This window comes from Enterococcus sp. H57, from assembly GCF_003112495.1.
GTDB classification, from domain to species: Bacteria; Bacillota; Bacilli; order Lactobacillales; family Enterococcaceae; genus Enterococcus_B; species Enterococcus_B faecium.
Genome location: NZ_BEHC01000035.1, coordinates 15014 through 27453, shown reverse-complemented (window position 1 = coordinate 27453; position 12440 = coordinate 15014). Strand labels below are relative to the sequence as shown.

12 protein-coding genes are annotated in these 12440 nt (G+C 39.4%); 9 read left to right on the top strand and 3 right to left on the bottom strand.

What is annotated here, in order from left to right; translation table 11 throughout:
* Positions 1-35 precede the first annotated feature (35 nt).
* From rsgA to DIZ30_RS07795, 6 genes are all read left to right on the top strand, one after another.
* Positions 36-935, top strand: coding sequence for a ribosome small subunit-dependent GTPase A (gene rsgA / locus DIZ30_RS07820; protein ID WP_002287379.1), 900 nt, complete (start codon positions 36-38; stop codon positions 933-935).
* 12 nt (positions 936-947) lie between these two features.
* Positions 948-1598: a ribulose-phosphate 3-epimerase gene (gene rpe, locus DIZ30_RS07815; protein WP_002287380.1), complete on the top strand. Its 651-nt coding sequence runs from the start codon at positions 948-950 to the stop codon at positions 1596-1598.
* A complete protein-coding gene (locus DIZ30_RS07810; protein WP_002287382.1) occupies positions 1599-2237 on the top strand; it encodes a thiamine diphosphokinase in 639 nt (212 codons plus the stop codon).
* A gap of 154 nt (positions 2238-2391) precedes the next feature.
* Positions 2392-3246: a rod shape-determining protein MreC gene (mreC, locus tag DIZ30_RS07805; protein ID WP_002298185.1), complete on the top strand. Its 855-nt coding sequence runs from the start codon at positions 2392-2394 to the stop codon at positions 3244-3246.
* Positions 3247-3249: 3 nt separating this feature from the next.
* Entirely contained in the window at positions 3250-3759 is a 510-nt protein-coding gene (gene mreD, locus DIZ30_RS07800; RefSeq protein ID WP_109023170.1) for a rod shape-determining protein MreD, read from the top strand.
* A 254-nt stretch (positions 3760-4013) separates the two neighbouring features.
* The gene (locus DIZ30_RS07795) at positions 4014-5597 is read left to right on the top strand and encodes an NlpC/P60 family protein (protein ID WP_109023169.1); all 1584 of its coding nucleotides are present in this window, start codon (positions 4014-4016) and stop codon (positions 5595-5597) included.
* A gap of 67 nt (positions 5598-5664) precedes the next feature.
* Here the strand turns inward: DIZ30_RS07795 and DIZ30_RS07790 are convergent, their stop codons facing one another.
* Positions 5665-7464 (bottom strand): M3 family oligoendopeptidase, encoded by a 1800-nt coding sequence (locus DIZ30_RS07790; protein WP_002298181.1) that lies wholly within the window; start codon positions 7462-7464, stop codon positions 5665-5667.
* A gap of 122 nt (positions 7465-7586) precedes the next feature.
* Here DIZ30_RS07790 and DIZ30_RS07785 point away from each other — a divergent pair, with 122 nt between their 5' ends.
* On the top strand, positions 7587-8093 hold the full coding sequence (locus DIZ30_RS07785) for a VanZ family protein (protein WP_109023168.1): 507 nt from the start codon (positions 7587-7589) through the stop codon (positions 8091-8093).
* 78 nt (positions 8094-8171) lie between these two features.
* Entirely contained in the window at positions 8172-8894 is a 723-nt protein-coding gene (locus DIZ30_RS07780; RefSeq protein WP_002287391.1) for a YebC/PmpR family DNA-binding transcriptional regulator, read from the top strand.
* A gap of 77 nt (positions 8895-8971) precedes the next feature.
* Here DIZ30_RS07780 and DIZ30_RS07775 read toward each other — a convergent pair whose 3' ends face one another.
* Together DIZ30_RS07775 and DIZ30_RS07770 are read right to left on the bottom strand one after the other, a co-directional pair.
* Entirely contained in the window at positions 8972-10372 is a 1401-nt protein-coding gene (locus DIZ30_RS07775) for a L,D-transpeptidase family protein (RefSeq protein ID WP_002298179.1), read from the bottom strand.
* Between the two features lie 169 nt (positions 10373-10541).
* Positions 10542-11516, bottom strand: coding sequence for an L-lactate dehydrogenase (locus tag DIZ30_RS07770; protein WP_002287399.1), 975 nt, complete (start codon positions 11514-11516; stop codon positions 10542-10544).
* A gap of 352 nt (positions 11517-11868) precedes the next feature.
* Between DIZ30_RS07770 and pth the strand changes: the two genes are divergently transcribed.
* Positions 11869-12429: an aminoacyl-tRNA hydrolase gene (pth, locus tag DIZ30_RS07765; RefSeq protein ID WP_002287401.1), complete on the top strand. Its 561-nt coding sequence runs from the start codon at positions 11869-11871 to the stop codon at positions 12427-12429.
* Positions 12430-12440 lie beyond the last annotated feature (11 nt).

Sequence of the window (12440 nt, the reverse complement as noted above, 5' to 3'; positions counted from 1 at the left end):
TTCCTCTTCGTATGGTAAAATAAACAAAAACGGAGGTGGCACTTATCAAAGGACAAATCAGAAAAGCAATCAGCGGTTTTTACTATGTATACGCAAACGGAGAGACCTATCAAACAAGAGGAAGAGGAAATTTCCGGAATCGGAAAATCACGCCGCTTGTCGGAGATCAGGTGATCTTTGAGAGTGAAAATCAAACAGACGGCTATCTTCTGGAAATCTTGCCGAGAAAAAATCAATTAGTTCGCCCACCAGTCACAAATGTTGATCTTGGAATCATTGTCACAAGTATCGTAGAGCCTGCATTTTCTTATAATCTACTTGACCGCTTTCTAGTTACCTTGGAATACGAGTCGATCGAACCGATTATTTTTTTGACAAAGACCGACTTGTCAGACGACCCAGAAAAAATCGAAGAGATCAAGCAAACCTATACTAAAATAGGCTATCCGGTGATTGTACCCAATCATACGGGTGATACGACAGAACTGATCCGTTACTTCCCAGAACGGCTATCGGTCTTTATGGGTCAGTCTGGAGCAGGAAAATCGACGCTACTGAATCAAATATCACCGGAACTGAATTTAGCAACAGGAGAGATTTCTGATGCACTTGGAAGAGGACGGCATACAACACGTCATGTGGAACTGATTCCTATCTATGGCGGGTTAGTAGCAGATACACCAGGATTTAGCTCGATTGACTTTTTGACAATTGAAGCAGGAGAACTGCCGAGACAATTTCCTGAATTTGTAGAAGCTTCTGTCCATTGCAAATTTAGAGAGTGCATGCATGCTAAAGAACCTGGCTGCGAAGTAAAACATAGAGTAGAAACAGGTGGTATCGCACAGACACGTTACGACAATTATTTGCAATTCTTACAAGAAATCGAAAAAAGAAAACCAATGTATGCAAAAAAAGAAGGTAAACGAAAATAGGAGGAAACAAGAATGAAGATAGCACCATCCATTTTGAGTGCAGATTTTGCCAATTTACAAAGAGACATTGAGTTAGTGGAAAAAGGAGGCGCAGATTACATCCACGTAGATGTAATGGATGGCCAATTTGTCCCAAATATCACATTAGGGCCAAATATTGTTCAGGCAATCCGTCCTGTTACTAAATTACCGTTAGACGTCCATCTGATGATCGTTGATCCAGAAAACTACATTCCAGCATTTGCAAAAGCTGGAGCAGATATCATTACTGTCCACGTCGAAGCAACTCCTCATATTCATCGGGCACTTCAAATGACAAAAAGCTTAGGAGTTAAAGCTGGAGTAGTTATCAATCCAGGAACACCAGTCTCCATGATCAAACATGTTTTGCCTTTGGCTGATCAAGTACTAGTCATGACTGTCAATCCTGGGTTCGGCGGACAAAGCTTTATTGAAGAAACAGTAGAAAAAATTACGGAACTCGCTGATCTACGTAGAGAGAACAATTGGACTTATGCAATCGAAGTAGATGGCGGAATCGTTCCAGAAACAGCAAAAATCTGTAAAGATGCAGGGGCGGATGTCTTCGTTGCAGGATCATATATCTATGGAGCCGAAAATCCAGTCGGACAAATCGAACGATTAAAAGAGGCATTAGACTAAATGAAAATTTTATTAGCTGCTGGAGGTAATCCGCAAAACTGGCCGCAGTCTCTGCTGTCCAAATACGATGCCTATGTCGGGATAGACCGTGGTGCGCTGTACCTGCTTCAAGCAGGCTACCCAGTAGATCTGGCAGTGGGTGATTTTGATTCATTGTCGAACGAAGAGCAGAAGGAAGTATTTGCAAAAGCCAAAGAGTATACCCGTTCCCCTGCAGAAAAAGACGATACAGATACACAGTTAGGTATCTTAAAAACATTTGAACGTTACCCGCAAGCGGAAGTCACTTTGATTGGAGCTACGGGCGGAAGATTGGATCATCTTTTAGCCAATCTCTGGTTAGGTATGGAACCTCGCTTCAAACCCTTTGCCCATCAGCTTATTATCAGAGATTGTCAAAATTATTTGTCTTATTATTTGCCTGGAGAGCATATAGTAAGACAGATACCAGATATGAAGTATTTAGCTTATTGCTGCTTGACTCCCGTCTCGAATCTTACATTAAAAGGCAGCAAGTATGTATTGGAAAATAAAGAAGTAGAATATCCGACATCTTATGCAAGTAACGAATTTCTTTCAGATACCGCAGAATTTTCTTTTTCAGATGGTATGATTGCAGTTATTCAAAGCAAAGATTGATCCATAAACAAATAAAAAAATTTGTCTTTCAGGCTAAAAATGACAGAATCTATTATTTGCTAAAAAAAAGCTTAAGAGGAGCAACTTACCTTTTGTTTCACGGCATTTAGTGATAAAATTGAACACAAGAGTCTAATTAATTCGAGGTGTCTTTGTGAAGAAGTTCAATCCTAATAAAAATATTATTATTACCTTGGTTATTGTTATCATCGTGGTGACGATACTAAGTGTGACCGCTGCGCAGCGAGCGAATGAAGGAAAGCCCAATTTCTTCCAATCCATCGTTAATGACAGTGTTGCAATGGTTGATAAAACAATCTCTGCCCCAGTACGGTGGGTACGAAATGGAGTAGATTCTGTCCATAATCTTTTTTCAACTTATGCCGAAAATGAGCGGCTAAAAGAAAAAATCGATAGCTATGATGACGTTTCACAGCAAAACAAGAATTACGAGAGAGAAATCGAATCGTTGAAAAAAGAACTTGAGTTGAATCAGACGCTGACTAGTTACGAAAAAGTAACGGCAAATGTCATTACTCGTTCGCCTGACAGTTGGCAGGACATGCTGATCGTAGACAAGGGTTCTAAAGACGGTATCGAAGCAAATATGGCAGTCATGTCGCAAAAAGGATTGATTGGCCGAGTGATCGAGGTCAATACGGCTTCGTCTAAAATCGAATTACTGTCATCCTCTAATGAAAGCTCCAATCATTTTCCAGTACGGGTATCTTCGGCTAATGGCGAAGCGTTTGGTTTGCTTAAAAACTATGATGAAAAGCTCCATGCCTTAGTGGTGACCCAATTAACTGGTGATACGGATATCAAAGAAGGGGATGTTGTCCAGACATCCGGTCTTGGAGGGAATTCTCCAGCTAACTTGCCGATCGGTACGGTTATTAAAACGAAACCAGATAGTTATGGGCTGGATCGGGAAGTTTATGTGAAACCTTATGCAGAAATGTATGACGTGTCAGTTGTGACGATTGTCCAACGGCTAGCGGAGGATTAGTCCATGTTGAAGAAAGAAACAATTAAGTACTATCTGCCAATCGTTTTGTTCTTTTTGATGTTGATAGATGGTCATTTAACAAGAATGCTAGGGGAGTGGTCGAAAGGCACCTATATGTCAAATGCCCACTTTCTGATATTGGCATTATTATGTTGCAGTATGGCGTTTGAAAAACGTTATTTACTGATTACCACGATTGTTCTCGGGGCTATCTATGACGCTTACTATATTGGCGTTATCGGTATCTATGCAGTAGCTCTTCCTTTAATTGTATGGTTGATGTATGTAATGAAAGACGTTATCCATGTCAACATCTTTACTGAATTTTTCAGTATGATCATCTTTGTCACGGGTTATGAATTGTTTACGATGGTGGTCCAGTTGATTTTTAAATTAGCAGTAGTAAATAACACGTATTTTATTACAAGGTTTTTAGGTCCTACACTGCTGTTGAACATGATTATATTTGTATTATTCATTTTTCCATTTAAGAAATTATTCAGTGATGAATAATTTCTTTTTTTATTTTTAGGTCGAAAGCGAAAAAGAATCGTTGTTATCTTAAGAAATGCTAGACTTAACGCGGCTTTTTCATGATCATTTTCTGAAACGAACAGTTTTGTCATTTTTAAAAGTTGTTTTGAAACATTTTTGTAACATAACTATTATATCGTTGACATACTGCTATGGTACAATTTTTATATCGTTAAGAAAGACTTAAATATATTTAGATATTTATTAAATTAAGCCAGTCGGAGGAATGAAGAGTGAAAAAGAGTTTAATATCAGCAGTAATGGTATGTTCAATGACCTTGACTGCCGTAGCATCACCGATCGCTGCCGCGGCGGACGATTTTGATTCTCAGATACAACAGCAAGATCAAAAGATTGCAGACTTGAAAAATCAACAAGCAGATGCACAATCACAAATCGATGCCTTAGAAAGCCAAGTTTCTGAAATCAACACACAAGCACAAGACCTATTAGCAAAACAAGATACATTGCGTCAAGAATCTGCACAATTAGTAAAAGACATTGCAGATTTACAAGAACGTATTGAAAAACGTGAAGATACAATCCAAAAACAAGCACGCGAAGCACAAGTAAGCAACACAAGCTCAAACTACATCGATGCTGTATTGAATGCTGATTCATTAGCAGATGCTATTGGACGCGTTCAAGCAATGACAACGATGGTAAAAGCAAACAACGACTTGATGGAACAACAAAAACAAGATAAAAAAGCTGTAGAAGACAAAAAAGCTGAAAACGATGCTAAACTAAAAGAATTAGCTGAAAACCAAGCTGCTTTGGAATCTCAAAAAGGCGATCTTTTATCTAAACAAGCTGATTTGAACGTACTGAAAACTTCATTAGCTGCTGAACAAGCAACTGCTGAAGACAAGAAAGCTGACTTGAACCGTCAAAAAGCTGAAGCTGAAGCAGAGCAAGCTCGTATTCGTGAACAACAACGTCTAGCAGAACAAGCTCGTCAACAAGCTGCACAAGAAAAAGCTGAAAAAGAAGCACGCGAACAAGCAGAAGCTGAAGCACAAGCTACTCAAGCTTCATCTACTGCACAAAGCTCAGCAACAGAAGAATCATCAGCTACACAATCTTCAATGACTGAAGAATCATCATCAGCTACACAATCTTCATCAGCTACACAATCTTCAGCAACAGAAGAATCAACAACACCTGAATCTTCAACAGAAGAATCAACAGCGCCTGAATCTTCAGCAACAGAAGAATCAACAACAGCGCCTGAATCTTCAGCAACAGAAGAATCAACAACAGTGCCTGAATCTTCAACAACAGAAGAATCAACAACTGTACCTGAATCTTCAACAGAAGAATCAACAACACCTGCGCCTACAACACCATCAACAGATCAAAGTGTTGATACAGGAAACGGCACAGGAAGTAGTACTCCGGCTCCAACGCTAACACCTGAACAACAGCAAACTGTATCATCTGGTTCAACTTCTTCTGGAAGCGTGAATGGTGCAGCAATCGTAGCAGAAGCTTACAAATATATTGGTACTCCATATGTTTGGGGCGGTAAAGATCCAAGTGGCTTTGACTGCTCAGGGTTCACACGCTATGTTTACATGCAAGTAACTGGTCGTGACATCGGTGGTTGGACAGTTCCTCAAGAATCAGCTGGAACAAAAATTTCAGTTTCTCAAGCAAAAGCTGGAGACTTGTTATTCTGGGGATCACAAGGCGGAACTTACCACGTAGCGATTGCTTTAGGCGGAGGACAATATATCCATGCTCCTCAACCAGGCGAAAGCGTAAAAGTTGGTTCAGTTCAATGGTTTGCACCTGACTTTGCTGTCAGCATGTAAGAATGATTAATCAAAAAGAGTTAGCCCATTCTGGACTAACTCTTTTTTTATTGTGATAAAATAGAAATCAGATAAATTCTTCTGTCAATTCCATGAACGTTTGGATATCTTCAGTCACCATGTCGATACCTGCTTGCCAAAAATCTGGTTGGGTAAGATCGACATTCAAATGTTTCTTCGCAAGATCTTCCGTCGTCATTGAGGCAGTATCGCGTAGTAAATGGATATATTCTTCTTCAAAATTTGCTCCCTTTTGGTTGGCGTAAGCATAGATGCCCAAACTAAAGAGGTAGCCAAATGTGTATGGGAAGTTATAAAACGGTACGTCATCAATAAAGAAATGCAATTTTGCAGCCCAGAAATATGGATGGTAAGTAGCTAAAGCTCCTTGATAGCCTTCTTTTTGCGCCTCAACCATCATCTCTGTGATCTTATCTTCTGAGACTAATCCTTCTTGCCGTGCTTCATAGAATCGATTTTCAAAAATGAATCGGGAATGGATATTCATGAACATAGCTAAAGCATTTTGCAGTTTTGTATCTAGCAAATTGATTTTTTCTTCTTTTGTTTTTGCGACTTTTAATGTAGCATCGGCTACGATCAGTTCTGCGAATGTACTTGCTGTTTCTGCGACATTCATGGCATATTCGCGATTTAAAGAAGGTAAATCCCACATCGTGCTGCTATGGAAAGCATGTCCTAGTTCATGAGCAAGTGTCGCAACCTCATTAACAGAATTACTGTAGGTCATAAAGATCCTTGATTCTTTTGTTTCTGGTAACTCAGTACAATAACCACCAGGACGTTTCCCAGGACGATCTTCTGCTTCGATCCAGCTCTTTTCAAAAGCAGATTGGGCAAATTTAGCCATTTTTGGACTGAATTTGTTAAAGTTTTCGATAATAAATGCTGCTGCTTCGTCAAAACTAAAGGTTTTTTCTTTCAAATCGCCTAAAATAATAGGTGCATCTTGATCTTGCCATTCCATTTTTTCTTTACCGAAAAGATTAGCTTTTCTAGTCAAGTAATCAACAAGGGGTTGTTTGTTTTTCTGGATTGTATCCCACATGACAGACAATGTTTCTTTCTTCAACCGATTGTACTCTAATGGTTTTTGTAGAAAATCTGTGACACCATGAAGTTCATAGTCAGAAAGTCTAAAACCATCTAAATGATTCAAAGTATCTGTGAAGAGGGGTGCCTTTTCTTTCCAGGCTTCTTCCCATGCTGCGAAAAGTGTTTCTCTGACTTTTGGATCTGGATCGCCCATCATCTTATTGAAGGCTTGTCCAGCAGATAATTCGACTACTTGTCCATCTTGTTCGAAGGGAATCGAAATGCTGGCTACAATCGTATCATAATGACTGCTCCAAGCATTTAGACCATCTAAAGAAAGCGTATTTATAATGTTTTCTTCAGATTCTGATAGTAATTGTGAGCCATCACGACGAATCTCGTTTAAACGAAAAGCAATTGTTTCAAACGAAGATTGAGAAAGCATCTGATTCCAATCATTGTCAGATATTTCTGCAAATTTCTTTGACAATACAGTTTCGGCTGATTGCAGACGAGGCAGCATTGCGTAAAGCTTGCCTGATAAGACCTTTGCATCTGAATCATTGACATTGGCAGAAAGCAATGCAGTAATATAGCTGCTGCATTGGGTAAAGCCATTCGTAATCGTTTCTTGCAATTGAAGAATAGCGTTTAACTGCTCTGCATTGTCAGAACTAGGTGACCATTTTGTTACGCGGTGATAATACTCGTTCATTTGGTCTTCCAATTGCTTCATCCGTTGGTTCAAAGCATCAGAATGACTGCCTCCGGAAAAAATAGAATCTAGATTCCAATTTAATGAATAACTCATGAAAAAACTCCCTTCATATTGTAATACAAAATTAAGTATAGCACTTTTTTATGGAAGAAGTCTCTATGAAAATGATTGTTGTTTCTTCAAAAAAAGTCTAAGATAAAATACAGAGGTGACTTATGAATTCTTCAAAAAAACAAATGAAAAACGGAAATATTTATTTAGTAATCGCACTGATAGTCGTTATAATCTTATTTTACAGTTCTTCTCAAACTTACGGACAGCAATCACAAGTTTCGCGATTAGAAAGCTGGCTGCCTAATCAGCCATTTAAAGACACATTAGCGGGTATACGTTTTAATTATGGTGGAAGTATGGTGAGTATCGACCATCTGGGCTACGCCAAATTTTTAGAGTTCTTTTTAAGGAAGGGCACACATTTCGGTACCTATTTTATTTTGGGAGGCAGCTTGTTTTTAGGTGTTTTCCCCAAGCTAAAAATTTGGTGGCTGACAGCGATCCTTGCTTGGCTTTCAGCAACAGGGTACGCAGGTTTGGACGAATTCCATCAGATGATGACCGGTGGACGAACACCTATGTTCCAAGATGTCATGTTGGATTCGATCGGTGCTCTGACTGCTGTGATATTATGTGTGCTTTTTGCGGCATTCAAGAAGCGTTTATAGATTGGCTGTGGCTTTGTTTTTTTGTGAAATAGTACTAGAATAGAAGTGTATTCTCAAAAGAACAAGGGAGGAAAAATCATGTCAGGACATAGTAAATGGCATAATATCCAAGGAAGAAAAAATGCCCAAGATGCAAAACGAGGGAAAGTCTTTCAGAAACTTTCTCGTGAAATTTATATGGCAGCTAAAGCAGGCGGTCCTGATCCATCTATGAATCCAGCTTTGCGGCTTGTTGTGGACAAAGCAAAAGCTGCAAATATGCCTAACGACAATGTGGAACGGGCGATTAAAAAGGCTACGAGTGCCGTAGATGAAACGAATTACGATGAAATCACGTATGAAGGATATGGTCCGGGTGGAGTAGGAATCTTAGTCCATGCATTGACAGATAACCGTAATCGGACAGCGACAAATGTCCGAGTAGCTTTTACTCGAAACGGTGGATCACTGGGAGAAACGGGTTCAGTCAGTTACTTGTTTGACCGCAAAGGATATATCGCTATTGAACGCGATGGGTTGACTGTTGATGAAGAGACGATGTTTGAGGATGTATTAGAGGCGGGGGCAGAAGATCTGCAAACTTCTCCTGAAGTATTCGAGATTTATACTGCACCAGAAGATTTTGCTGCTGTACGAGATGAGTTGGAAAAAGAGTTCACTTTGGCGCAAGCAGAATTGACGATGATTCCACAAACGACGATTGATTTAAATGAGGAACAAAAAGAGCAATTGGAACGTCTAGTAGATAAGCTAGAAGACGATGATGATGTTTCAGAAGTCTTTACTGCTGCTGAAATGTAAGTAGCACATGGTTAGATAATAAAAAGAAAGCACCTGTACCAATCGTACGGGTGCTTTCTTTTTATATATTATTTTTGTTAGAAGACCAATACAGGCGTTCCTTTTTCGACCATCCCGAATAATTCCTTCATTACACTTGGTGGGGTGTTGATGCAGCCGTGTGAACCGCGGGTTTTCCATAAGTCTCCACCGTATTCAGGTTGCCAGTCTGAATCGTGGATACCAACACCTGTCCAGTCAATCGGCATCCAGTAGTTTACCGGACTCTCGTAAGGTGTTCCATCGTCATTTGTTCCTTTTAAAGTTGCATCTTCTTCTTTATTCCAAACATAGAAGACTCCAGCAGGTGTAGGTGTAGTTGGCTTTCCGGAAACGATATCTGTTTCAAGGGCCACTTTTCCGTCTTTGTAATACCACATATGCTGGTTCTCCAGATCAACTTCGATATACGTATCTTCGATCAATGGATGATCAGCGGTTGTGCCACCTTGCACAATGGGTGAACGAGTAAAATCTTGGCCTGCCAGAATCGCTTTTTTCAATGCTTCTGTCTCGCTGTCTGTTTGGATCGTCCAACTGTAAGTGCCAACTGGGACCGTAACTTCTCCTCTTTTTGTACTTTTAAATTTTGTGTCATTCGTACTTGTGTTATACTTTGTGCCTAAATCTGTTACATATTGACGTACTTGTTCTGTATCTAAATCGACTTTTCCATCATTGTAGGTCAGCCAACTCATAATATCACTTGATGGGATCTGGAAAGTCTCACCGTTTATACTGTAAGTAGCTTTTACATTTGCGATAGCATTCATGGATGCGAGTTGTTCTTTCAGTGAGCTGTCTTCAGATGTTACTTTTGGTTTTTCTTTGAATTCAGTCAATTCAATTGTATCTTTACCAGAGTTTACCGCACTTTTTAATTGTTTGACCGCAGCATCGACGTCGATCGTATTTCCATTGACTTCAGGCTTGATAACGAAAGAGTCACCTGCTTTTTCGATCGTTGCATCAGTAGTAGGTGTCCGGTCTTTGTTCAAATCAGTCAGCTTAGTTGTCAATGTCTGAACGGTAGTGTCTAGTTTTTGGTGGTTTTGACTGACAGGATCTATTTCTTGTTTTTCTGCCGCTGAGACATAAGTCATTCCCCAAGTCCATCCGTTTTGTTCATTTAGGATCGGAGAAAGCTCCGAAGTGAAATCATCTTTGTAGCCGAGCTCGGATTTTGGTACTTCCTGCCAGACTTTTCCATCTTCTTTAATAGCCAGTTTTTTATCAGAATAAGCTTCTTTTAATTTTTCATTTGCTTTTTCGACTGTTAGATTGCTGACATTTATTCCATTTATTTCTGTATTCGGCAAAAAATGCTTTGTGTAGTATGTACTGCGATAGGTATAAAAGCTGATCAGCACTAAGAGAACACCAAGAGCTGAAAGCAAAGCAACATGTTTCGATTTTTTTCGATGCGAAGATCTTGTCATATCGACAACTCCTTAAGTAAAAGTTTAGGGTGGAACGGTCTCATGATAGCATAATTTAGAGGAAAAGACGAAGGTTATCTCTACTTTATGAAAAAATTTAGAAACCATAAGGGTGATAAAATAAAAAAACGGAAAACACCGAATAGATGTTTTCCGTCATGTTCAAAGATTATTCAGCGTCTAGTTTAGCAAAAGCTTCATCTAGAATTTCTTTTAATTGCTTAGCAGAAGCAGCCATACGGTCTTGCTCGCTGTCACTTAAAGGAATTTCGATTACTTTTTGGATACCTTGACGGTTGATAACAGCAGGTGCACCAATGTAGATGTCGTTCAATCCATATTCGCCATTCATGAATACTGATAAAGGAAGAACAGCATTTTCATCATCTAAGATGGCACGAGTGATACGTGCTAATGCTACTGCGATACCATAGAAAGTAGCGCCTTTTTTCTCGATAATTGTGTAAGCAGCGTCACGTACGCCAAAGAATAGGTTAACCATAGCTTCTTCATCGATTTCTGGGTTGTTTTTTACCCATTCATAGATTTGCAAGCCGGCAACATTTGCATGTGACCAAACTGGGAATTCTGAATCTCCGTGTTCACCTAAGATGTAAGCATGGACGTTACGTGCATCAACGTCAACTAATTCCGCAAGTGCTTGACGGAAACGAGCTGAGTCAAGAGAGGTACCTGAACCGATTACGCGTTCTTTAGGGAAACCTGAGAATTTCCAAGTTGAGTAAGTCAAAATATCTACTGGGTTAGCGGCAACTAAAAAGATACCGTTAAATCCTGATTCAACGATTTGTGTGACAACATCGCGGTTGATTTTTAGGTTTTTGTTTACTAAGTCTAAACGAGTTTCACCTGGTTTTTGTGGTGCGCCAGCTGTAATAACAACTAAGTCAGCATCATGTGCGTCTGCGTAAGTAGCAGAATAGATTTTTTTAGGTGAAGTAAATGCCAAAGCGTGAGACAAGTCAATTGCGTCTCCTTCAGTTTTAGCAGTATTGATATCCACGATACCTACTTCTTGAGCGATATTTTGAGTAACTAGAGCAAAGGCATAGCTAGAACCTACGGCGCCGTCTCCAACAAGAATAACTTTTTGATGATCTTTTTTTTCTGCAGCTGCAGTCATTTAGTATCAATCCTTCCATTGATTTGTTTTTTCCCATGCTTATGCTAACATTTCTCAAGCCCCATGTCACGCTATTTGGCTATAAAATATAACAGATAACAAGGTTGTATTATATGTAAAAGCTTACATGTGCGTTATTTCACTATTTTTATATATCAATTATTTCATTAAACTTTGAAGAAATTTTTAATTTCTTTATCATTTATTAACGATTCTCTTTTAGCCGAAACGCCTTGTTTTGTGTTATACTATGCATTGACAAGTATAAAAAAGAAAAAAGCTCGATGGACTGGACCGCTAATTAGCAGTCCAGCCTTTTGTGCTGCTTTTTAGAATTAGGTGGAAAACAAAAATGAAAATGATCGTCGGGTTAGGAAACCCAGGTACCAAATACCAATATACAAAACACAATATCGGCTTTATGGTCGTGGATAAAATTGCACGCGAGCATCAAGCTACTTTCAAAAAAAATCCGTTCGAAGCAGAAGTTGCCGAATTTTTTCATAATGGAGAAAAGATCCTTTTAGTCAAACCACAAACATTCATGAATGAATCTGGTCGTGCAGTCGGCCCACTAATGACTTATTTTGGGATTTATCCAGAGGAATTAGTCGTAATCTACGATGATTTAGATCTGGCAGTGGGAAAAATCCGGCTCCGTCAAAAGGGAAGTGCCGGCGGGCATAACGGTATCAAAAGTATTATTTCCCATTTGAATACGAATGTCTTTGATCGAATCAAGGTGGGAATCGGCAGGCCAGAAGGGAAAAAAACAGTAGTCCAGCATGTGCTTAGTCCTTTCAGCAAAGAAAATCAGCCTTTGATAGAAGAAAGCATGTGTCAATCTGTTAAAGCAGTCGAATATCTCATAGAAGGGCATTCGTTCGTGGATGCGATGAATCGATTCAATTGAGGAAGGAGGAA

Bases quoted from the DNA above. Each gene is read 5' to 3' on its own strand.
- rpe (WP_002287380.1), top strand. From the start codon at position 948: ATGAAGATAGCACCATCCATTTTGAGTGCAGATTTTGCCAATTTACAA.
- DIZ30_RS07810 (WP_002287382.1), top strand. From the start codon at position 1,599: ATGAAAATTTTATTAGCTGCTGGAGGTAATCCGCAAAACTGGCCGCAG.
- mreD (WP_109023170.1), top strand. From the start codon at position 3,250: ATGTTGAAGAAAGAAACAATTAAGTACTATCTGCCAATCGTTTTGTTC.
- DIZ30_RS07790 (WP_002298181.1), bottom strand. From the start codon at position 7,464: ATGAGTTATTCATTAAATTGGAATCTAGATTCTATTTTTTCCGGAGGC.
- DIZ30_RS07785 (WP_109023168.1), top strand. From the start codon at position 7,587: ATGAATTCTTCAAAAAAACAAATGAAAAACGGAAATATTTATTTAGTA.
- DIZ30_RS07780 (WP_002287391.1), top strand. From the start codon at position 8,172: ATGTCAGGACATAGTAAATGGCATAATATCCAAGGAAGAAAAAATGCC.
- DIZ30_RS07775 (WP_002298179.1), bottom strand. From the start codon at position 10,372: ATGACAAGATCTTCGCATCGAAAAAAATCGAAACATGTTGCTTTGCTT.
- DIZ30_RS07770 (WP_002287399.1), bottom strand. From the start codon at position 11,516: ATGACTGCAGCTGCAGAAAAAAAAGATCATCAAAAAGTTATTCTTGTT.
- pth (WP_002287401.1), top strand. From the start codon at position 11,869: ATGAAAATGATCGTCGGGTTAGGAAACCCAGGTACCAAATACCAATAT.